Annotated in this window: 22 protein-coding genes; 15 read left to right on the top strand and 7 right to left on the bottom strand. The window is 57.4% G+C overall.

The features are described 5' to 3' along the window. Positions 1-3 precede the first annotated feature (3 nt). Entirely contained in the window at positions 4-2,775 is a 2,772-nt protein-coding gene (locus tag AC2FJE_RS14760) for a [protein-PII] uridylyltransferase (RefSeq protein ID WP_496698803.1), read from the top strand. Next, positions 2,772-4,313: a murein biosynthesis integral membrane protein MurJ gene (gene murJ / locus AC2FJE_RS14755; RefSeq protein WP_496756384.1), complete on the top strand. Its 1,542-nt coding sequence runs from the start codon at positions 2,772-2,774 to the stop codon at positions 4,311-4,313. The genes AC2FJE_RS14760 and murJ overlap by 4 nt, the downstream gene beginning before the upstream one ends. Here the strand turns inward: murJ and AC2FJE_RS14750 are convergent, their stop codons facing one another. Further along, complete coding sequence (locus tag AC2FJE_RS14750; protein ID WP_496756387.1) at positions 4,314-5,000, bottom strand: rhomboid family intramembrane serine protease; 687 nt, start codon at positions 4,998-5,000, stop codon at positions 4,314-4,316. An 86-nt stretch (positions 5,001-5,086) separates the two neighbouring features. Here AC2FJE_RS14750 and trpS point away from each other — a divergent pair, with 86 nt between their 5' ends. From trpS to AC2FJE_RS14685, 13 genes are all read left to right on the top strand, one after another. Next, positions 5,087-6,115 carry a tryptophan--tRNA ligase gene (gene trpS / locus AC2FJE_RS14745; protein WP_496756390.1) on the top strand — a complete coding sequence of 343 codons (1,029 nt, stop codon included), beginning with the start codon at positions 5,087-5,089 and terminating at the stop codon, positions 6,113-6,115. A 59-nt stretch (positions 6,116-6,174) separates the two neighbouring features. After that, positions 6,175-7,038, top strand: coding sequence for a branched-chain amino acid aminotransferase (locus AC2FJE_RS14740; protein WP_282120134.1), 864 nt, complete (start codon positions 6,175-6,177; stop codon positions 7,036-7,038). 65 nt (positions 7,039-7,103) lie between these two features. Further along, on the top strand, positions 7,104-7,559 hold the full coding sequence (locus AC2FJE_RS14735; RefSeq protein WP_058273504.1) for a universal stress protein: 456 nt from the start codon (positions 7,104-7,106) through the stop codon (positions 7,557-7,559). Between the two features lie 9 nt (positions 7,560-7,568). Beyond that, the gene (locus AC2FJE_RS14730; protein WP_496756392.1) at positions 7,569-8,162 is read left to right on the top strand and encodes a 2-hydroxychromene-2-carboxylate isomerase; all 594 of its coding nucleotides are present in this window, start codon (positions 7,569-7,571) and stop codon (positions 8,160-8,162) included. Between the two features lie 69 nt (positions 8,163-8,231). Beyond that, complete coding sequence (locus tag AC2FJE_RS14725) at positions 8,232-8,795, top strand: NifU family protein (RefSeq protein WP_496722982.1); 564 nt, start codon at positions 8,232-8,234, stop codon at positions 8,793-8,795. Beyond that, positions 8,785-9,369, top strand: coding sequence for a tRNA (adenosine(37)-N6)-threonylcarbamoyltransferase complex dimerization subunit type 1 TsaB (gene tsaB, locus AC2FJE_RS14720; protein ID WP_496756394.1), 585 nt, complete (start codon positions 8,785-8,787; stop codon positions 9,367-9,369). Before AC2FJE_RS14725 ends, tsaB begins: the two co-directional genes overlap by 11 nt. Beyond that, complete coding sequence (locus tag AC2FJE_RS14715) at positions 9,369-9,782, top strand: GNAT family N-acetyltransferase (protein WP_282169790.1); 414 nt, start codon at positions 9,369-9,371, stop codon at positions 9,780-9,782. The genes tsaB and AC2FJE_RS14715 overlap by 1 nt, the downstream gene beginning before the upstream one ends. A gap of 159 nt (positions 9,783-9,941) precedes the next feature. Beyond that, on the top strand, positions 9,942-10,940 hold the full coding sequence (locus AC2FJE_RS14710) for a BMP family lipoprotein (RefSeq protein WP_282120130.1): 999 nt from the start codon (positions 9,942-9,944) through the stop codon (positions 10,938-10,940). An 89-nt stretch (positions 10,941-11,029) separates the two neighbouring features. Further along, a complete protein-coding gene (locus AC2FJE_RS14705; RefSeq protein ID WP_058273509.1) occupies positions 11,030-12,559 on the top strand; it encodes an ABC transporter ATP-binding protein in 1,530 nt (509 codons plus the stop codon). A 1-nt stretch (position 12,560) separates the two neighbouring features. Further along, entirely contained in the window at positions 12,561-13,655 is a 1,095-nt protein-coding gene (locus AC2FJE_RS14700; protein ID WP_058273510.1) for an ABC transporter permease, read from the top strand. Next, entirely contained in the window at positions 13,655-14,623 is a 969-nt protein-coding gene (locus AC2FJE_RS14695; protein WP_472722859.1) for an ABC transporter permease, read from the top strand. Before AC2FJE_RS14700 ends, AC2FJE_RS14695 begins: the two co-directional genes overlap by 1 nt. 346 nt (positions 14,624-14,969) lie before the next feature. Further along, the gene (locus tag AC2FJE_RS14690; RefSeq protein ID WP_058273512.1) at positions 14,970-15,890 is read left to right on the top strand and encodes a sulfite exporter TauE/SafE family protein; all 921 of its coding nucleotides are present in this window, start codon (positions 14,970-14,972) and stop codon (positions 15,888-15,890) included. Between the two features lie 2 nt (positions 15,891-15,892). Then, positions 15,893-16,657 (top strand): TIGR02186 family protein, encoded by a 765-nt coding sequence (locus AC2FJE_RS14685; protein ID WP_496756403.1) that lies wholly within the window; start codon positions 15,893-15,895, stop codon positions 16,655-16,657. A 7-nt stretch (positions 16,658-16,664) separates the two neighbouring features. On the opposite strand, the gene AC2FJE_RS14680 is transcribed toward AC2FJE_RS14685, so the two are convergent. The 6 genes from AC2FJE_RS14680 to ccrA all read right to left on the bottom strand — a co-directional run bounded on the left by AC2FJE_RS14680 (position 16,665) and on the right by ccrA (position 22,075). After that, complete coding sequence (locus tag AC2FJE_RS14680) at positions 16,665-17,393, bottom strand: SDR family oxidoreductase (RefSeq protein ID WP_496756405.1); 729 nt, start codon at positions 17,391-17,393, stop codon at positions 16,665-16,667. After that, the gene (locus tag AC2FJE_RS14675; RefSeq protein ID WP_496756407.1) at positions 17,390-18,922 is read right to left on the bottom strand and encodes an ATP-dependent DNA helicase; all 1,533 of its coding nucleotides are present in this window, start codon (positions 18,920-18,922) and stop codon (positions 17,390-17,392) included. Before AC2FJE_RS14675 ends, AC2FJE_RS14680 begins: the two co-directional genes overlap by 4 nt. 60 nt (positions 18,923-18,982) lie before the next feature. Further along, complete coding sequence (locus AC2FJE_RS14670) at positions 18,983-19,621, bottom strand: acyl-homoserine-lactone synthase (protein ID WP_282120124.1); 639 nt, start codon at positions 19,619-19,621, stop codon at positions 18,983-18,985. Between the two features lie 84 nt (positions 19,622-19,705). Continuing rightward, positions 19,706-20,425 carry a helix-turn-helix transcriptional regulator gene (locus tag AC2FJE_RS14665; protein WP_058273517.1) on the bottom strand — a complete coding sequence of 240 codons (720 nt, stop codon included), beginning with the start codon at positions 20,423-20,425 and terminating at the stop codon, positions 19,706-19,708. Continuing rightward, complete coding sequence (locus tag AC2FJE_RS14660; protein WP_058278773.1) at positions 20,364-20,582, bottom strand: hypothetical protein; 219 nt, start codon at positions 20,580-20,582, stop codon at positions 20,364-20,366. The genes AC2FJE_RS14665 and AC2FJE_RS14660 overlap by 62 nt, the downstream gene beginning before the upstream one ends. Positions 20,583-20,788: 206 nt before the next feature. After that, a complete protein-coding gene (gene ccrA, locus AC2FJE_RS14655; protein WP_496734373.1) occupies positions 20,789-22,075 on the bottom strand; it encodes a crotonyl-CoA carboxylase/reductase in 1,287 nt (428 codons plus the stop codon). Positions 22,076-22,112: the final 37 nt, after the last annotated feature.

Genomic DNA, 22,112 nt, shown 5'->3' with positions numbered 1-22,112 from the left:
CCGATGCTGACGCTCACCCCCAAGGGTGAGCTGATCTGCCCGGCCGATGAAATTTTCGACAGTACCGCCATCCTGGTGCAACTGTCGGAAGCCTTTGAAAATATTCAAGACAATGCCGCGCGGCGGAATGAAACCGTGCGCATCCTGCGCGATGCCCAAAAGGCTGGGCGCAAGACCATTGCGGATGCCTTCGCTAAACGCCCCTTTGACGCCAGACCTTTGACCCGGTCCTACACCTATTTGACCGACGGGTTGGTCTGCACAGCGATGCAAGTGGCCAGCACCTATCTACATCCGCTGGCAACCCCGACGCAGGGCGAAAAGATTGCGGTTCTTGCTGTTGGTGGATATGGCCGCGGCGAAATGGCCCCGGCTTCGGACGTCGATCTGCTTTTTTTGACGCCCTACAAGATCACCGCCTGGGCCGAGAGCGTCATCGAGTCCATGCTCTACATGCTTTGGGATCTACGCCTGAAGGTTGGCCATTCATCCCGAACGATCAAGGATTGCCTGCGACTGGGCACCGAGGATTTCACCATCCGTACCGCGATGCTCGAGCAACGCTATCTGGCTGGGGACGCAGCCCTTGCCGAAGAACTTGATAACCGCCTGAAAACCGAGCTGTTCAAGGGCAGCGAGCGTCAATTCATCGAGGCTAAGCTGCAGGAACGTGACGAGCGCCACCACAAGCAGGGCGAGCGTTACATGGTCGAGCCCAACGTAAAAGAGGGCAAGGGTGGGCTGCGCGATCTTCAATCACTCTACTGGATTGCAAAGTACATCTATGGCGTTCAGGACGTGGCTGAACTGGTCCCTCTGGGCCTGTTTGAACCCGAGGAATTCAGCACCTTTGTAGAGGCCGAAGAGTTTCTGTGGGCTGTACGCTCTCATCTGCATCTGCTGACCGGTCGTGCGACGGAACAGCTGACCTTCGACCTGCAGGTCGAGGTGGCAGACCGGATGGGCTATGAAGATCGCGCCGGGCGACGGGCTGTTGAAGTGTTCATGCAACGCTATTTCCGCGAGGCAACGCGCGTCGGAGAACTGACCCGGATCTTCCTGACCAAACTCGAAGCGTCACACGTGAAAGGCGCCGCCCTACTGGAACGCATCTTTAGGCGTCGACCGCGTGTCAAAGCAGGGTACAAGGTCGTTCACGGTCGCTTGGATGTAGCGGACGCCAAGAAGTTTCTTTCCGACAAGCTGAACCTTCTGCGTCTGTTCGAGGAAGGTCTTCGCACTGGCATGCTGATCCACCCGGATGCGATGCGGCTGGTGACAGCCAACCTAAACCTCATCGACGACGACATGCGCCAAAACAAAGAGGCGCAGCGCATTTTTCTGGACCTGATGCTGAAGCACGGCAACCCGGAACGCGCCCTGCGCCGTATGAACGAATTGGGAGTATTGTCGGCGTTTTTGCCAGAGTTCGAACACATCGTGGCGATGATGCAGTTCAACATGTATCACAGCTATACAGTGGACGAGCACACGATCCAGACCATCGTCAACCTGGCCCAGATTGAACGCGGTGAATTGGTCGAGTCACTACCGCTGGCCTCATCGATCCTGAAACGCGGGGTTAATCGCAAGGTCCTCTATGTGGCCTTGCTGCTGCACGATATCGCCAAAGGGCGACCCGAGGACCATTCCATTCTGGGCGCTCAGATCGCGCGCAAGGTTGCTCCACGGTTGGGTCTGAACAAATCAGACTCTGAAACCGTGGAATGGTTGGTACGATATCACCTTTTGATGTCGGACATGGCGCAGAAACGCGACATCTCGGACCCGCGCACAGTGCGCGATTTTGCCAAGGCGGTTAAGACGGTCAAACGGTTGGATCTGCTCACGGTTCTGACCGTGTGTGACATTCGCGGCGTTGGGCCCAACACCTGGAACAACTGGAAGGCCACCCTGCTGCGCGCCTTGCACGCTGAAACCAAACGGGCGCTTGAAACCGGTATGGAAGACCTGAACCGGGCCAACCGTGGCGCAGAAGCCAAAAAGGCGCTGCGTTCGGCGCTTGACGATTGGTCGAAGGCTGACCTGAAGGCCGAAACAGGACGACACTATGCGCCCTATTGGCAGGGCCTGAACCTGTCTACACATATTGAGTTCGCGAAAATGCTACGCGCTCTGGAACACAGCGGCGACCCCGGCGCAATGGAAATTCACCTGCACCCGGATGACGATCGCGACGCTACCCGCGCGTGTTTTGCCATGGCAGACCATCCAGGGATTTTCGCCCGCATCGCCGGCGCGCTTGCGTTGGTTGGGGCCAACGTGGTCGACGCCCGTAGCTATACCACCAAGGACGGGTACGTCACCGATGCGTTCTGGATTCAGGATGCCGAGGGCCACCCTTTTGAGGCCAGCCGATTACCGCGACTGACACAGATGATCCAAAAGACGCTCAAGGGCGAAGTCGTGGCGCGTGACGCTCTGAAATCGCGCGACAAGATCAAGAAACGCGAACGCGCCTTCAATGTGCCGACCCATATCATCTTCGATAATGACGGGTCCGAGATCTACACCATCATCGAGGTTGATACCCGCGACCGCCCGGGCCTGTTGTATGACCTGACCAGAACGCTGGCGGCGGCCAATGTCTATATCGCCAACGCCGTGATCGCGACCTATGGCGAACAGGTTGTCGATACGTTTTACGTCAAGGACATGTTCGGCCTGAAATACCATTCCGAAAGCAAACAACGCGGTCTTGAGACCAAGCTGCGCAAAGCCATCACTGAAGGTGCGGAGCGCGCGATCTCATGAAACAAATCCGGTTGTTTTCAGGCCTATTCACGGTCGGATTCTGGACTCTGGCCAGTCGAATTTTGGGATTTCTCCGAGAGATTCTGCTAACCGCCTATATCGGGCCCGGTCCGGTGATGGACGCCTTTGTTGCCGCTTTCCGCCTGCCCAACATGTTTCGCCGTTTCTTTGCCGAAGGTGCCTTCAACGCCGCCTTTGTACCGATGTTCTCGAAACGGTTGGAGGGCGAAGAAGACGCCGAAGGGTTTGCTCAGGATGCCTTCAACCTGCTAGCGGCGGCTGTTTTGGCACTGGTTGGATTGGCGATGGTATTCATGCCTGGACTTGTTTGGCTGACCGCCGAAGGGTTCTATGGCGATGAACGCTTCGACATGGCTGTCGACTACGGTTACGTCGTTTTTCCCTATATCCTGTTCATGTCGCTGGCCGCGCTGTTTTCCGGCGTTCTAAATGCCACTGGTCGGTTTGCCGCTGCCGCTGCCGCGCCTGTCTTACTCAATATCTTTGCCTGTACTGCTTTGATCGCAGGCGCGCTGTCTGGCGGCGACGTAATCTGGTGGCTGATCACGGTCATTCCGCTGGCAGGGGTCGCGCAACTGGCGCTGGTTTGGGTGGCGACAGAACGTGCAGGTATTCGCATCCGTCCCGGCCTGCCCAAGCTCAGCCCGGAAATGCGACGCATGGTTCGCATTGCAGTGCCCGCCGCTTTGGCAATGGGCGTTACGCAGGTCAATCTGGTGGTTGGCCAGTTGGTCGCGTCCAAAACCGAAAAGGCTGTCAGTTGGCTGTTCGCAGCGGATCGGCTGTATCAATTGCCATTGGGCGTGGTCGGTATTGCGGTGGGGATCGTCCTGCTGCCCGATCTGTCCCGCCGCTTACGGGCCGGGGACAAGGACGGGGCGCGCAATGCCTATTCCCGCGCCGGAGAGTTCACACTGCTGCTGACCCTGCCGTCCACGGTTGCCTTTCTGATCATTCCAATACCTCTGGTGTCGGTCCTGTTCGAACGAGGCCAATTCAGCCCCGAGGACACGGCAGCCACTGCCTTGGCCGTAGCTATCTATGGCGTCGGCCTGCCCGCTTTCATGCTGCAAAAGCTGCTGCAGCCCTTGTTCTTCGCGCGCGAAGACACCCGTTCTCCGTTTCGCTATGCCGTAGTTGCTATGGTGATCAATGCCGGGCTGGCCTTTGGTCTTTACCCGTTGGTGGGGTGGATCGCACCGGCGATCGCGGCTTCGGCTGCCGGTTGGGCGATGGTTGCCTTGTTGGCGATTGGAGCGCGCCGTTTCGGCGATGAAGCACGGTTTGACGACCGGTTCAAACGACGTGCCTGGCGCGTCGTCGCGGCATCGCTGGGTATGGGCGTTGTGCTTTTCGCCGCCCTTCATATTTTTGGCTGGACCTTCCAGGTACCCGGATGGCGTTATCTGGCGCTGCTTGTCCTAATCATAGTTGCAGCTGCCGCCTATTTCTTACTCGGTCACCTCTTCAAAGCGTTCGAGCTGTCCGAATTCAGAAAAGCGCTGCGTCGGTCCTGATCAGTCGCGGCGAATACGTCCCACGATCCGCGCCCATCCGCCCGGTGCCAGGAAAAACGATAGACCAAATCCGGTGGCAAATCCGCCCAGATCGGCAACCCAATCGGACGTGCCGCCAAACAAAAGTCCGAACACCAGCTGGATGCCCATCAAAACCGCGATCAGGCTGAAGGCCCGGGACTGGTTTTCGCCGACCAGTGACAACTTGCGCCACAGCAGCCATGTGAACGCGCCGATCAGACCGTAAACCGGCGGGAACCCTCCGACCAGCGGATAGGCGGGATTTAGCAACAACCCATAGACCAACGCGCCACCGATACCGGACAAAACGAAAATGATCAGCATTTGAAAACCGCCGAACACTTCGGCTACCATTTTACCCATGGCCAGAACGAAGACGCTGACAAAAACCGCCTGGGTAAAACTGCCCGATACGAACGGATAGGTCACGAAACGGATCACATGTTCAAACGGCCAACGGCCATTCTCGATCATCCAGTGAAAGATATCCGGGGAAAAGGTGTAACTCTGCAGGGCATCCAACCGCCAACCTACCGCTGATGGCCCACCCACAAGACCGCGTGCACCCAGTGTAAACGCCAATTCGATCCCCATGATGAACAGGACCAACGCCACCACAACGGGCGGCAGAGGGTTTACGGCGGGTGTATAATGCTCACTGGTCATTGGGCTGGCCTTTCGCGGCTGTTGACGTCCCTTGACCTCATGGGTAAGCGACGGGGGCTGATTTTTCCAGACGGGAGTTCCCTTCGATGACCGAAACCAAGTTCACGCCGCGCGTGTTTTCCGGCATCCAGCCTTCGGGAAACCTGCACCTTGGCAACTACCTGGGTGCGCTCAAGCGTTTTGTGGATATGCAGGGCGAAGATTTCGAGACCATTTATTGCATGGTCGACCTGCACGCGATCACCGTCTGGCAAGACCCTGCCCGTCTGCGCGAAAAGACCCGCGAGGTTTGCGCCGGTTTCATCGCCGCCGGTCTGGACCCTGAAAAGTCCATCCTGTTCAACCAAAGCCAGGTGGCCGAGCACACGCAGCTGGCGTGGATCTTCAATTGTATCGCCCGGATGGGCTGGATGCAGCGGATGACGCAGTTCAAGGACAAGGCGGGCAAGAATGCTCAGAACGCCTCGCTGGGTTTGTTTGCTTACCCGGCACTGATGGCAGCGGACATCCTGACCTACCATGCGACACATGTGCCGGTGGGCGAGGACCAGAAACAGCATCTGGAGCTGACTCGCGACATCGCGATCAAGTTCAACCATGATTATGGCGTGGATTTCTTTCCGGTGACCGAGCCTGTAATCGGTGGACCCGCGCCGCGCGTGATGAACCTGCGGGACGGCTCGCGGAAGATGTCGTCTTCGGACCCGTCCGATATGACCCGGATCAACATGACGGACGATGCCGACGAGATCGCCAAGAAGATCCGCAAGGCCAAGACCGACCCGGATGCCCTGCCTTCAGAAGCCGACGGTCTGTCCGAACGCCCCGAGGCCCGCAATCTGGTCAACATCTACGCCGCGCTCAGCGATCAAACGGCGGAACAGGTTCTGGCCGAAGTCGGCGGCAAGCAATTCGGTGAATTCAAACCGATGCTGGCCGAGCTGGCGGTCGCCAAACTGTCGCCGATCTCAACCGAAATGGCGCGTCTGATGGGTGAAGAGGCCGAGATTGACCGGATTCTCGCACGCGGCGCGGAAAGGGCGCGGGCGATAGCGGCCCCGATCCTGCAACAGACCTACGACATCGTGGGTATGGTTGGCGCAAAACAAGGCTGATTGCGCTGGACCTTCCTGTGACGCCTTCCTAGGTTGCCCCAAGGGCAAAGGAGGGCGTCATGGCAGTCGGCAAAAATATCCGCACCTATTTTGATGGTCAGTGGCACAACGGGGACGCCCCGATCATGCGTGCGGCAGACCATGGCGCTTGGCTGGGGTCTTCGGTCTTTGACGGCGCGCGTTTCTTCGACGGGCTGACCCCGGATCTGGTGGCCCATTGCGAACGGGTCAACCGCTCAGCCGAGGCGCTTTTGCTGACCCCAACAGTGACGACCGAACAGATGGTCGAAATCGTCCGCGAAGGGCTGGATGGCTATGCCAAAGGTTCCGCCGTCTATATTCGGCCGATGTATTGGGGCATCGACGGGGACGCCACGGCCATTGTGCCTCAGCAGGACAGCACCGGATTTGCCATCTGTCTGGAAGAAATACCAATGGCACCGGAAACAGCTTCGGTCACGCTGACCACCACGCGGTTCCGCCGACCGGTTCTGGAATCAGCCGTTGTGAATGCCAAAGCCGGATGCCTGTATCCCAACAACGCCCGAATGCTGAAAGAGGCCAAGTCCAAGGGGTTCTCGAACGCGCTGGTAGCGGATGCCTTGGGTCATGTGGCGGAAACCGCCACCGCAAACATCTTCATGGTCCGGGACGGCGAGGTATTCACACCTACGCCCAATGGAACTTTTCTGGCCGGAATCACCCGAGCGCGACATATCAAAAACCTGCGCGCTGACGGCGTGACGGTCCACGAATCTGTTCTCAGCTTTGAAGATTTTCACAAGGCGGATGAGGTGTTTATGACCGGTAACATGAACAAGATAACGCCGGTCACCGCATTAGAAGACACCCAATATCAGGTCGGACCGATTGCACGTCGCGCGCGCGAGCTTTATTGGGACTGGGCGGCAAGCACTCGGTAGTCATACGCCGTGTTGCCAGCCCGCATTTGGTCGGGCATGATCCCCCTAAATACACGAGGACACCCATGCGTAAGTTTCTAGTCATTCTGGATGACAGCCGTGAATGCCTTAACGCGATGCGTTTCGCTGCAATGCGTGCAGCCCATACCGGTGGAGGGGTAACGATCCTGTCCGTCATCCCACCCGATGAGTTCAATCATTGGATCGGTGTTGCCGAAACCATGCGCGAAGAGGCACGCGAACGCATTCATGCGCATTACGAAGTTTTCGCCAAATGGATGCGCGACAAACAAGGGATCGACCCCGAACTGTCCATTCGCGAAGGCGACCCTGTCCCTCAGATCATCGAACATGTCCAGTCAGACCCGGACATCGGCGTTCTGGTCCTGGGGGCTGGCATCGAAAAGAAAGGGCCTGGCCCTTTGGTAACGCAGCTGACTAAAAACTCGGGCAGCTTGCCGATTCCGATCACAATTGTGCCCGGCGACCTTAGCAAGGAAAAGCTGGAAGCCATCACCTGAGGCCACACAATGCAAAGCCGCATCCAGTTCTGGTTCGAATTCGCATCGACTTATTCCTACCTCAGCGCCATGCGAATCGAACAGGCTGCGGCACAGCACAACGTCGCCGTAGAATGGCATCCCTTTCTTCTGGGGCCCATTTTCGCAGCGCAGGGCTGGAACAATTCTCCGTTCAACATCTACCCGGCCAAAGGGCATTATATGTGGCGCGATATGGAGCGTCTGACAGCGCAGCGCGGCCTGCCCTTCCGGCAACCGGACCCGTTTCCGCAAGACGGCCTGAAGGCTGCGCGCCTCACGCTGTCTATTGAAGATCAGTCCCACAGGGCGCGTTTCGTTCGGGCGGTCTATACAGCCGAATTTGCACGGGGTCAGAACGTGTCGGACGATGCGGTTCTGGTTGATTGCCTGAAATCCGCCGGTTTGCCTGACGACCTTTTGGACAGAACCCAAGACCCCGAGATCAAGTCAGATCTGATCGAGCAGACCAAAACCGCTCAGGCCAAGGGGCTGTTTGGCGCGCCGAGTTTTCTGGTCGGTGACGAACTATACTGGGGTGACGATCGGTTGGATGATGCAATCCGGTTGGCAGCCAACATTTAGAATCGTTCCAAATCTTGACTTATCCGGCTCGGACCCGCATATCAGAGGCAACTGAAACGGAGCCGTGACATGTTCATCCAGACCGAATCCACGCCGAACCCTGCAACCTTGAAGTTTCTGCCCGGCCAGACCGTGCTGGAAGCGGGCACTGCGGATTTCCCATCGGCTGAAGCCGGTGAAAAATCACCTTTGGCAAAACGGATTTTTGCGGTTGGCGGAGTAACGGGTGTATTCCTCGGCAATGACTTCGTGACCGTCACCAAGTCCGATGACGTCCAATGGGATCACATCAAACCCGCGATTCTGGGTGCGGTGATGGAGCATTATCAATCCGGCCAACCGGTCATCGGAGCTGGTGAAACAGCCGCATCGGGCCATGCTGAGCACACTGGCGAAGATGCCGAAGTTGTTAATCAAATTAAAGACTTGCTGGATAGCCGTGTCCGTCCGGCGGTTGCTCAGGATGGCGGTGACATCACGTTCCACGGGTTTGACCGGGGCGTTGTCTACCTGCACATGCAGGGTGCTTGCGCGGGTTGCCCGTCTTCGACCCTGACGTTGAAGATGGGTATCGAAAACCTGCTGCGCCACTACATCCCCGAAGTGACCGAGGTTCGCCCTGTTGCCGTCTGACCCCATTATTTTGGCGTTTGATACATCGGCCGCGCATTGCGCGGCCGCTTTGTTGTGCGGCGACCGGATCGTGACTTCGCGCATCGAAGCCATGTCGCGCGGTCAAGCCGAACGCCTGATGCCGTTGCTGGAAGAGGTTCTGGCAGATGCAGGATATGGGTGGAAAGACCTGTCCGCGATCGGTGTCGGCGTCGGACCCGGAAACTTTACCGGCATCCGAATCTCGGTTTCTGCGGCGCGGGGCCTAGCCTTGGGGCTTGGCGTTCCAGCGGTAGGCGTGTCCGGGTTCGACGCATTGGCCGAAATGTCTATGGACGCCCTGCCCGCGATCCGCGCCCCACGTGATCAGGTTTATGTGGCGTTGCCGGACCAAAGTCCGATGCTTATGCCTCAAATTGAGGCAGAATCACTTGGCCCTCTAATCCTGAATGACGACGCCGAAGCACAAGTTCGCGCTATTGCCCGGATCGCCGGGCAAAAGTGGCAGACCAACACCGCGCAGCCAGCTCCACTCTATGTTCGGCCTGCGGATGCGGCCCCTTCCAAAGACACCCCCCCGGTTTTGCTGGACTGATGACCCCCGAGGATCTTGCCAGAACACACGCGGCGGCATTTACCCGGTCTCGATCGTGGGCTGCGGTCGAATTCTCGGATCTTCTGAACAATCGGTTCATCCATACCGTTGGAAATACTCAATCTTTCGCACTTTTTCAGGTGATCGGCGATGAGGCGGAATTGCTGACGATCGCCACGCATCCGGACGTTCAGCGACAGGGCTTAGCCCGAAATTGCATGCATGAATGGCACACGAAAGCAAAGGCTTTGGGGGCAACGCGCGCTGTTCTGGACGTCGCTGCAGATAACTTGCCGGCCATCGCGCTATATGAACACAGCGGTTATCGCGCCTGTGGAGTGCGCAAGGGGTATTACCTGCGCGAAAACAATCAGAAAATCGACGCTATCGTGATGGAATCCGCGCTGGATTGACCGTCACAGATAAAATTTTTCGACCAAATGGTCAAAAATCTGTTGACCACGGTGGTTGCAAACGTCCTTAATTCCCGCCATCACAACAGTTATGCTCGCTCACAGTGGGTGAACGGGGCTATCTTCGCCCCGACCGATAATAACAAACGGGAGTATAAAATGACCCTGATGAAATCCTTGATGGGTGCCACCGCCGCAGTCGCACTTACGGCTGGCGCTGCGCTGGCAGATCCTGCCCTGATCTTTGATCTTGGTGGCAAGTTTGACAAATCCTTCAACGAAGCCGCCCACAATGGCGCATCGCGTTGGGCCGAAGAAACAGGCGGCTCGTATAACGAGATCGAGATCCAGTCCGAAGCACAGCGCGAGCAAGCTCTGCGCCGTTTCGCTGAATCCGGCTCGAACCCGATCATCACGATGGGTTTTGGCATGGCTGATCCGCTGTCCGCCGTGGCCGCCGATTACCCAGACACCAAATTCGTTGCGGTTGACGTCAACTGGCTGGACATCCCCAACATCCGCCAAATCGGTTTTGCCGAACATGAAGGGTCATATCTGGTTGGCATGATGGCCGCGATGGCATCGGAATCCGGCACCGTCGGCTTTATCGGTGGCATGGATATCCCGCTGATCCGCCACTTTGGCTGCGGTTATGCGCAGGGTGCCAAGGCGGTAAACCCTGACATCAATGTTGTTGCCAACATGACCGGTACCACCCCGGCAGCATGGAACGACCCGGTGAAGGGTTCGGAACTGACCAAAGCACAAATCAGCCAGGGCGCTGATGTGATCTATGCGGCCGCTGGCGGCACCGGTGTTGGCGTACTGCAGACCGCGGCGGACGAAGGCATCCTGTCGATCGGCGTGGACAGCAACCAAAACCACCTGCACCCGGGTAAGGTTCTGACCTCGATGCTGAAACGCGTTGATGTTGCCGTTTATGACGCGATGTCTGCGGGCGAAGACCTGGAAACCGGCGTATTCCAGATGGGTCTGGCCGAAGAAGGTGTTGGCGTCGCCATGGATGACAACAACGCACCTCTGGTCTCGGACGAGATGAAAGGCGCAGTCGACAAAGCGCGTCAGGACATCATCGACGGTAACGTCTCTGTTGTCAGCTATTATGAGAACGACAGCTGCCCGGCACTGCAGTTCTGATATCGCGCAAGGCGGGGGTACAACCTCCGCCTTGCCCCCGACTCTGCCGCGTATGACACCGCGGCCCTTTCGGCAATTGAGGACAAGACATGACCGTCCCCGCCATTGAGCTCAAAGGGATATCCAAAGCCTTTGGGCCGGTTCAGGCCAATAAAGACATTTCTATCAGCGTCGCCCCCGGTACGATCCATGGGATCATCGGTGAAAACGGTGCGGGCAAATCCACGCTGATGAGCATCCTCTACGGCTTTTACAAAGCCGATAAAGGTGAAATCTGGATTAACGGCAACAAGACCGACATCCCTGACAGCCAAGCGGCCATTGCTGCCGGGATCGGGATGGTTTTCCAGCATTTCAAACTGGTTGAGAATTTCACCGTTCTGGAAAACATCGTTCTCGGTGCCGAGGACGGCGGGCTGCTGGCCCCGTCCTTGTCCAAAGCGCGCAAAGAATTGAAAGCGCTGGAAGAGGAATACGAGCTGTTCGTCGATCCCGACAAGCGCATCGACGAGATTGGCGTCGGAATGCAGCAAAGGGTCGAGATCCTGAAAGCCCTGTATCGCAAGGCCGAGATTTTGATCCTGGACGAACCCACCGGGGTTCTGACCCCGTCCGAGGCTGACCAGCTTTTCCGCATCCTTGACCGCCTGCGGGCCGAAGGGAAGACGATCATCGTGATCACGCACAAGCTGCGCGAAATCATGGAAAACACCGATACGGTTTCGGTCATGCGGCGCGGTCAGATGACGGCGACGGTGAAAACAGCCGACACCAGCCCCGAGGAACTGGCCGAGCTGATGGTGGGCCGCAAGGTGCTGCTGCAGGTCGACAAAGTACCTGCGCAACCCGGTAAGCCCGTTTTGGAAATTGAAAAGCTCAGCGTTTTCGATTCGGCCGGGGTCGAACGGGTCAAGGGTATCGACCTGACCGTTCGGGCCGGTGAAATCGTCGGTATCGCTGGCGTGGCCGGAAATGGCCAATCGGAGCTTCTGGAAGTTCTAGGCGGCATGCGTCCGGGTCAGGGTTCGATCAAACTGAACGGTGCCCCGCTGGCGCTTAGCGGTCCGGGATCGGACGGTCAGGCCCGTCGCGCCCAGCATATTGCGCATGTTCCCGAAGATCGTCAGCGCGAAGGTCTTGTGATGGACTTCCACGCTTGGGAAAACGTGGCCTTTGGCTATCACCGTGATCCTGCCTATCAGAGCGGGATTTTCATGAACAACGCCGCCCTGCGCGCCGATACCGAGCGCAAGATCGAGAAATTCGACGTCCGGCCACCTGATGCGTGGCTTACAGCCAAGAGCTTCTCGGGCGGGAACCAACAAAAGATTGTTGTCGCACGCGAAATTGAACGGAACCCGGATCTTCTATTGGTCGGACAACCAACCCGCGGCGTCGACATCGGCGCGATCGAGTTCATTCACAAGCAGATCGTTGCGCTGCGCGATCAGGGTAAGGCAATCTTGCTGGTCTCGGTTGAGTTGGAAGAAATATTCTCGCTATCTGATCGCATCGCTGTGATGTTTGACGGACATGTCATGGGCGAACGACTGCCCCATGAAACAGATGAAAAAGAACTTGGCCTGTTGATGGCCGGTGTTGCGGGAGAGGCCGCGTAACATGGAAAAGATGCCCAAATGGGCCGATGTGGTGCTGATCCCGCTGATCAGTCTGATATTGGCCGCAATCTTGTCCGCCTTGGTCATTTTGGCCATCGGTGAAAACCCGATCGAAGCGGTGAAACTGATGGTTACCGGCGCGCTCGGGTCGACCTACGGTTGGGGGTATACGCTGTATTATGCCACCAACTTCATGTTCACCGGGTTGGCTGTGGCTGTCGCCTTCCATGCCCGACTGTTCAACATCGGGGGCGAAGGCCAGGCTATGCTGGGCGGGCTTGGTGTTGCCATGGTATGCCTCTACATCCCCTGGCCGCATTGGAGCATCGCGCTGTTGGCGGCCTGCGCGGGTTCGATGCTGTTTGGTGCGGCATGGGCGGCCATTCCGGCCTATCTGCAAGCCAAGCGTGGCAGCCACATCGTGATCACAACGATCATGTTCAACTTTATTGCGGCGGCGTTCCTGAACTACGTGTTGGTCAATCTTATGCGACCGCCGGGCGCGCAGGACCCCTCGTCGGCGCGTTTCCCCGAGGCCGTTCACCTACCCACATTTCAGTCGATGTTCTCAACCGCCGAAAACGTGGTGTTCAAAGGGACTCCTGTTAATATCACGTTCTTCATTGCGGTTTTGGCCTGTTTTGTCGTCTGGGCGCTGATTTGGCGGACAAGGTTGGGCTATGAAATCCGGTCCTACGGCAAGACCGAAACCGGCGCTGTCTATGCAGGCATTTCGCCGGTGCGGATCACCATCATTGCGATGCTGATTTCGGGCGCGTTGGCGGGGCTGATGGCTATCAACAACGTGATGGGCGAGGCCGAACGCCTCGTTCTGAACGCAACCGAGGGCGCGGGATTCATCGGCATCGCGGTGGCGCTGATGGGCCGGTCGCACCCGTTTGGTGTATTTCTTGCAGCGATCCTGTTCGGGTTTCTCTATCAGGGCGGCGCAGAATTGGCTTTCTGGACGTCGATCCCACGCGAACTGATCGTTGTCATTCAGGCCCTGGTGATCCTGTTCACCGGAGCATTGGACAACATGGTCCGGATGCCGCTTGAAAAGCTGTTCCTGAGCCTGCGCAAGGGAGTGCAGTGATGGAGTTCTTCATTACCTTCATCCAGGTCCTGGACTCGACCATCCGTCTGGCCACACCGCTATTGCTGGCCTGTCTGGCTGGTCTCTATTCCGAGCGTGCAGGCATTTTCGACATCGGTCTTGAAGGCAAGATGCTAATGGCCGCCTTCTTCTCGGCAGCCGTCGCGGCTGTGACCGGGTCGGTCTGGTTGGGGCTGCTGGCGGGGATCGCCTCTTCTCTTGTTCTTTCCGGACTTCACGGTTTGGCTTCGATCACCTTCCGGGGCAACCAGTTGATATCCGGGGTCGCAATCAACTTTCTTGCGGCAGGTATGACGGTCCTTGTCGCGCAAAGCTGGTTCGAACAGGGCGGGCGCACGCCCTCACTGTTTGGTGGCGGTCGTTTCACACCGATCAACTTCCCCTTTGCCGAGTCGCTGAGCGGGGTGCCGATCATCGGGCCGATCTATTCCGAGTTGCTCTCGGGCCATTCAGTCCTGGTCTATGTCGCGTTCCTGATGGTTCCGGCAACATGGTGGATTCTGTATCGCACACGGTTCGGCTTGCGCCTCCGCGCTGTGGGTGAAAACCCCGCTGCCGTGGACACTGCCGGTGTCTCGGTCGTTGGCTTACGCTATGCCGCTGTTGCCATCTGTGGCGTGCTGTGTGGCATCGCCGGGGCTTATCTGGCCACTGCGTTGCAGGCCGGGTTCGTCAAGGACATGACCGCGGGCCGTGGGTTCATCGCACTGGCGGCCCTGATCTTTGCAAAATGGCGGCCCTGGCATGCCATGGGAGCCTGCCTGTTATTCGGCTTGTTGCAGGCCATCGCGCTGCGGTTCCAGAACATCGATCTGGGCGGCGTGGTTATCCCTGTGCAGGCTATGGATGCCCTGCCCTACGTCCTCACCGTGGTCATTCTGGCTGGCTTTGTCGGCAAGGCGGTCCCGCCCCGCGCCGGTGGTGAGCCTTACGTGAAAGAGCGCTGATAAGTCCAGTTTCGGACTCAGTTCAGTCCTGTTCGCTGCAGAGCGGCATGCGGAGTTGATTTTGCATGCCGCAACCGTTCTAAAGGGGTATGCATGTGTCGCCAATCATACCCCACGACTCGGAATCCACCCGGACCGTGAATTTGGGAACGCATGAACGCCTCAACACTGAGGAAAACCAGACATTTAGCCGTATCAGGCTGCTGGCATGACGCCCAGCGATCCGACTTCCGCCATGTGGCCACGGGGCACTGCCGCCGCGCGTCGCATTAAACCTACACCACTTTGCCTTGAGGCGGCCCTGATCACTCTCTGTGACCCGCCCACCCTCATCCAGTAGCTCGATATGCAAATTTACCTTCCTATCGCCGAAGTTTCTGTAAACGCCTTCCTTCTTTTGGGCCTTGGGGGGATGGTCGGCATTCTTTCGGGCATGTTCGGTGTCGGCGGCGGCTTCCTGATGACGCCCCTGCTGTTCTTTATCGGCATTCCGCCGGCCGTTGCGGTTGCAACTGAAGCCAATCAGATTGTTGCCTCTTCCTTCTCTGGGGTTCTGGCGCATTTCCGACGAAAAACCGTCGACCTGAGAATGGGGACCGTCCTATTGATGGGCGGCTTAACGGGTGCCGCGCTTGGGGTGGTGATTTTCAACTACCTCAAAAGCCTCGGGCAGGTCGATCTGCTTGTGACGTTGTGCTACGTCGTGTTCCTTGGCGTCGTGGGCGGATTGATGTTCATCGAAAGCCTGAATGCGCTCCGTAAATCCAAGAAAGGCGTGTCCGCACCCCCCAAGCGTCGCCAACGCGGCTGGGTGCATGCGATGCCGTTCAAAATGCGGTTCCGGACTTCGGGCCTGTATATCTCGGTCATTCCGCCCGCGCTGGTTGGCCTGTTCGTTGGCGTTCTGTCGGCCATTATGGGCGTTGGCGGCGGGTTCATCATGGTGCCTGCGATGATCTATCTGTTGGGAATGCCAACCAAGGTTGTTGTCGGAACATCCCTGTTCCAGATCATCTTTGTCACCGCCTTTACGACCATGCTGCATGCTACCACCAACTTTACAGTTGATGTCGTTCTTGCCGTTTTGCTTCTGGTTGGCGGCGTCATCGGCGCACAGATCGGCACGGTGATCGGCGCCCGCATGCCTGCCGAGCAGTTGCGCGTGTTGCTCGCAGCCCTTGTTCTTGTGGTTTGCGGAAAACTGGCGCTGGATCTGCTGCTTGAACCATCCGAGCTCTATTCGCTTGGCACCGGCGGAGGGCACTGATCATGCTGAAACGCTTGCTTGTTGCGCTGGCTCTTTGTGCCAGCCCCGCCCTGGCTGTTGATGAGGAAGTCGTTCTGGGCCTCAGCCAGGATCGCGTGGCCATCACCGCCAATTTCGACGGCTCTGAGATCCTGGTCTTTGGCGCGGTCAAACGCGAAGCTCCCATCCCGTCAGGACCACCGCTGGAAGTGATTGTCGCAGTGTCTGGTCCATCCAGTCCTGTCACCGTTCGGCGTAAAGAGCGCAAGCTTGGAATCTGGGTTAATACTGACAGTGTCCTCGTAGACGAAGCCCCCAGTTTTTATGCGGTTGCGACCAGCGCGCCCTTGAAAGAGATCCTGTCGGATACCGAAGACCTGCGATACAGCGTATCAATCGAACGTGCCATCCGGTCTGTTGGTGCTGCGATGAACATCCGCGGCGCGCAGGAATTCGCGGACGCTGTTATTCGTATTCGCGAGCACGAAAGTCTGTATTCCATTCGCGAAGACACCGTGGCCGTTGATGAACAAACCCTGTTCCGTACCTCGATCGAAATGCCTGCGGATCTGACCGAAGGCGATTATGTGGCACGCATCTTCTTAACCCGTGGCGGTTCGGTCGTTTCGCAATTTGAGACCACCATCGACGTGCGCAAAGTGGGTTTGGAGCGGTTCTTGTACAACATGTCCCGCCAGCAACCGGTCTGGTACGGCTTGATGTCATTGGTGATCGCGATTGCGGCGGGTTGGGGTGCGTCAACCGCGTTCCGCCTATTGCGCGAGTAACTGACCGTTACCCACGTCCGATGTAGGGCATCGTCGTGGCCATCACGGTCATGAACTGAACGTTTGCTTCAAGCGGCAGGTTCGCCATGTGCAGGACGGACTGTGCTGCATCTTCGACGGCCATTGTTGGGTCGGGCTGCTGCCCTTCTGCAATGGCCGCATCGACCAGGCCCTGCACCATCTGTGTTCGCGCATTGCCGATATCGATCTGCCCACAAGCGATATTGAAGCCCCTCCCGTCCAAAGACAGACTGCGCGTCAGACCCGTAATGGCGTGTTTCGTCGCCGAGTAATGCACCGAGTTGGGGCGCGGCACATGGGCGGCAATTGAGCCGTTATTGATGATACGCCCGCCTTGCGGCGATTGGTGACGCATGATCCGAAACGCCTCACGGGCACACAGGAACATGCCGTTTAGGTTTACGTCGACGCTTTGGTACCAATCGTCCAACGCGATCTCGTCAATCGTTCCCCCCGGCGCGAAAATTCCGGCGTTGTTAAACAGAACATCCAAATGGCCCGCCTTACCCTGAAACTCTCCAAAGGCGGCCTCGACTGCTTGTGCATCGGTGACATCCGCGACCAATGGAATTGCGTTTGCGTGCTCTGCAGCCATTTGGTTCAGCCTGTCAGCACTGCGCGCCAATAGACCAACCGTCCATCCTTGGGCCAGAAACAATTCAGCAGTGGCGCGCCCTATGCCAGAGCTTGCGCCGGTCACAATAATGGAAGTCATGTCTCTTCTGCCTCCAATGTCAGCGAGGCCGCCGGGACAGCCCGCAGGTCGTCCACACGCAGCGGATAGGTCGGCTTGGCAAGCCGGTTGCGCACGACCCAGATCAGCCTTTCCTGCGCGCGTGTGATGGCCACATAGGCCAGACGTTTCCACAGCGGCTGTCCAGCTTCAGTACGGCCCATACGGGCAGCGGCATAGATGTCCGGAGCAAACACTTGAACAGTGTTCCACTGCGACCCTTGCGCCTTGTGAATGGTGACCGCTGCACCGTGAAGAAAGGTGGCGCCCATGCGGGCGGCAAAGGGAATAAACGGCTCTTCCTCGTCTGGTTTTTCAATCTTGACGATAGATGCAGCGCTGACCTGAGGGTCTTCGGCACCCATTACGTGCAACCTGGAAAAGCCCGGTTTGCGGCCAGGACCCAGATAGATGACCTGAGCGCCCTTGATCAGGCCACGCGCCTCAAGATCCAGCCGTTTCTTGCGATGTTTAACGGGCAGTTCAATACCGTCGCAGATTAGCGGTTCACCTTCCAACAATTCGGTATCCGGCGCGCCGTGAACATTCCGAAAAGCCTGAATTAGCCGAATGCGGGTTGCATTGCGCCAGACCAGAACGGGACTGCGGGCCATCAGATCGACCTCGACCCGCTGCCCCCAAATCACACGGTCGTCCTGACGGGCGGTCTGCTCGACCATGCGCTCAAAATCTTCGAACCCCATCTGAGGGTCCGACAGCGCATGGGCAAGGTCCAATATCGGGTTATCCGCATCCTGCCGATGAACTCGGTGAAGGATTTGTTTGCGCGGTTCCGGCAATGCCTCGAACACCATGCTGCCCGACTGATTGACCGGCGCCAACTGTGCCGGGTCACCAAACAGCAGAAGTGTTGGGAAGATTTCTTGCAAGTCTTCGAATTGCCGGTCATCCAGCATCGAGGCTTCGTCCACAAACCCGATGTCCAACGGCTCCTCCCGGCGTTTCCAGCCGGTTATAAAATCGGAGCCCCGTAACCCTGCCGCGGCCAACGCTCCGGGAATGGATTTGTTGTTCTGGTAAAACGCCGCTGCGCGATCCAGCGCCTCGTCGGTCAGGCCTTCGATTTCGGGGCGTTCGTCATTGCCTGCCAGCCATTCGGCGATGCGCTCGTATTCCGGGTCGTAGACCGGCGTATAAAGGATACGGTGGATCGTGGTGGCTGGCACCCCGCGCAGACGCAATACGCTGGCCGCTTTGTTCGTCGGGGCCAAGATCGCCAGACTGCGTTTTTCACGGGCTTTGCGGCTCTCGAAATCGCCGGACACGATCTGAACGCCTGTGTCCGCAATGGCTTTGTAAAGCTCGGCCAGCAGCAGGGTTTTTCCGGACCCCGCCTTGCCAATCACGGCCATCACACCGGACTTACCCGATCCCGGAAGCTTCAGCAGCGCGTCATCGTCAAGGTCAACACCTGCCGACTTCAGCATCTCAGAGATGCTGTCATACGCGGCGGCCTGGTCGTCAGAGTAGGTCACAGAGGGCAAAGACATGGCGCGACCCTACAAGCCCGCGCCAGCTATCACCAGATGTGGAATTCGGTTTTCATCCTGTCACGCTGACAATGCAAACGGGTGTTGCCTGCCAACGCCGAAAGCCGTCTTGAACCACAGCCGCGACAATTCACGCGGGATGCCTGCGCGCTTGGCCACGCGGTTGCAGTCGTCCGCCGAATACGGCCACATCCCGACCGAGATTTGTTCACGTCCCTTACCTTCTGTGCCCAGCACGATCGGGGATGATCCGATCAGGCGATAGATGCGAATCATACGCGCATCGAAAACACCCGCAATGTGGGTTAGACCAAACCCCTCCATCATCTCGCCACCGCTAAGCATGATGGCCCCGGCCGTGTGCGGGCTTGCCGTGCGCGACAGGCAAAAGCGCGTCACTTCCCAGATCAAGGGGCTGTTGATTGGTTTGCCGCCCGTCAGGTGTCCGAACACCTCGTTCACCATGACCGAACCGGTCGTCGGCAAAACACGCATGGACCCACCATGGCTGCCATCCGGTTCTTCCCAAATAACATAGATCGGGTTCAGATCATCGTACTGATCCCGCTCTTCCCCCTTGTCGTTGACATGAACATCCCAGCCCAGCCGGGTTTTGAATTGATCGGCGCGATCCCGAAACATCCCCTCGGCCAGTTTTGGATATTTGTGCAATTCGTCAGCATAGACATAACGCAACATGACTCTTTTCCCCTTGTCGCCCTGTGCAAGAACGAAGGGGGTACAAAGTCGTGGTTAATTTCCGGTTTTTAGTGCGCGCGCGCCTTAAACCACTATTAACCCTCGGCTCAAGGCCGTTGCGATAGCATGAGTTGTGTTTTGCGCACCCAACTTGGCGCGTGCGCTTTCGATATAGACCCTCAGCGTGTGTTCCGAGATCGACAATGAATGAGCGACCTGTGCCCTGCTATAACCCAGAGCGAGCAAGGTCATGGCGTCCACTTCACGCGGCGACAATCCGCGTGAAGATTCGGGCTGACGGTCACTTTCAAACTCTAGCGCCTTTCGGTTGAAGTAATGCGCGATCAGGATCAACTCACGCCCATGCGTTTCGATGAATTTCTGCCAGGTTTCATCATCACAGGTGTGGTTGACAGTAAACAACGCGAATTGACCATTCGGCCCGCGGATCGGAATGGAATAACCTTGATTGCCAACGCCGTGCTCTAATGCATCCGTCAAAAATGTCTTGGCAACCTTGCCCGACCAATCCAGCGTCTTCCAGTCCACCGGATGAAACCGTTGGAAACAGCCCAGTATGACCGGATCGATTCTATGATAGTTACGCTCGCGGTACCGTTCGGCCCAGACGTCGGGATAAGTGGTATAGCCGTATTGATCACCGGCCCCGTCGACCCAATGGTAAATCAGGTTTTCAATCTGCAGCCTGTCCCGCAGGCGAATGGCGACTTCGCTTAGTTCGTCAAGCGAGCTGGTGTTTTCCAAGTCCTCCAGAACCTGGCTCATATCGAGTTTTGTTGCCATCCGCTGGTGCCCGAACCTCATTCTTTCTGGACGAGATTTCGGCTGCGGCGATCAGCTTGGTGTCATCCAACTGCTCGGCAAGCGCGGTCAAACCGTTTTCAACAGCAAAGGCGCTGAGGTCCGACAGTACGTCCAGTATCCACTCATTTTGCGCCATCAGCGTCTCTCCGAAACGGTTAACGAAGGGTTAACACAACCATAGCATGAGGAAGTTTTTTTAGCCTATTCACTGATTTCTACTCCCCAAAAACAGCGGGGTATTTTCATTTAAGTCTTTGAAAAGTCTGATACCATCACCAAAAAGAAACACCCGCGAGCCGGAAAACCGATTCGCGGGTGTTTTGGATTTTGTCTGAGACGAACTTAGTCGCGCGCAGCCAGAACCTCTTCCAAGGTGCGCATTCCGGTCTGTGGAGCCTGAACCAGCACCGACATGTTGCCCGGCTTATGCTCGTTGCGCATCATTTTCATATGCGCCTCAGGCAGATCGGCCCAGGTGAACACTTCGGACATGCACGGATCCAATCGACGCTCGACCATCAGCTGGTTTGCTGCGGCCGCCTGTTTCAGGTGAGCAAAGTGCGAACCCTGCAGACGCTTCTGGTGCATCCACATGTAACGCACGTCGAAGGTCAGGTTGTAGCCGGTTGTACCGGCACAGATTACAACCATACCGCCTTTTTTAACGACGAAGGTCGAAACCGGGAAGGTGCTTTCGCCGGGGTGCTCGAACACCATGTCGACGTTGTTGCCTTTACCGGTGATGTCCCAAATGGCTTTGCCGAACTTGCGGGCCTCTTTGAACCACTCGGCATATTCGGGTGTGTTGACCGTCGGCAGCTGACCCCAGCAGTTGAAGTCCTTGCGGTTCAGAACGCCCTTGGCACCCAGACCCATCACAAAGTCGCGCTTGCTTTCGTCCGAGATCACACCGATGGCATTTGCACCTGCGGTGTTGATCAGCTGGATCGCATAAGACCCCAGGCCACCCGACGCACCCCAAACCAGAACGTTCTGACCCGGCTTCAAGTCATGCGGCTCGTGACCGAACAGCATCCGGTAGGCGGTTGCCAGTGTCAGCGTATAGCAGGCGCTTTCTTCCCAAGTCAGGTGCTTGGGACGCGGCATCAACTGTTGAGCCTGAACATTTGTGAACTGCGCGAACGAACCGTCCGGAGTTTCATAGCCCCAAATCCGCTGGCTATCCGAATACATCGGGTCGCCACCATTACAATGCTCGTCGTCGCCGTCATCCTGATTGCAGTGGATGACAACTTCATCACCGACTTTCCAGCGGGTGACTTTTGAACCAACTGCCCAAACGATGCCAGACGCATCCGAACCAGCAATGTGATAAGGTGCCTTATGGCCGTCAAAAGGCGAGATCGGCTTGCCCAGCGAGGCCCAGACGCCGTTGTAGTTGACGCCTGCAGCCATGACCAGAACCAGCACTTCGTGACTGTCCAGCACGGGGACGTCTACGACTTCCTGAATCATCGCGGTGTCCGGGTCGCCGTGGCGCTCCTTGCGGATCGCCCATGCATACATTTTCTTGGGCACAAAACCCATCGGAGGGATTTCACCCATCTCATAGAGGTCTTTTTCCGGTGCCTCGTACGACGCGATGCCGCTGTCGGTGTCCAGAGCCATGTTGGCCTCCTTCAGTTCTAAACCTTTGCCGCGATGC

The sequence above is a fragment of the Ruegeria sp. CDSC002 genome, from assembly GCF_059610905.1.
This window is presented reverse-complemented; position numbering and strand designations above follow the sequence as displayed.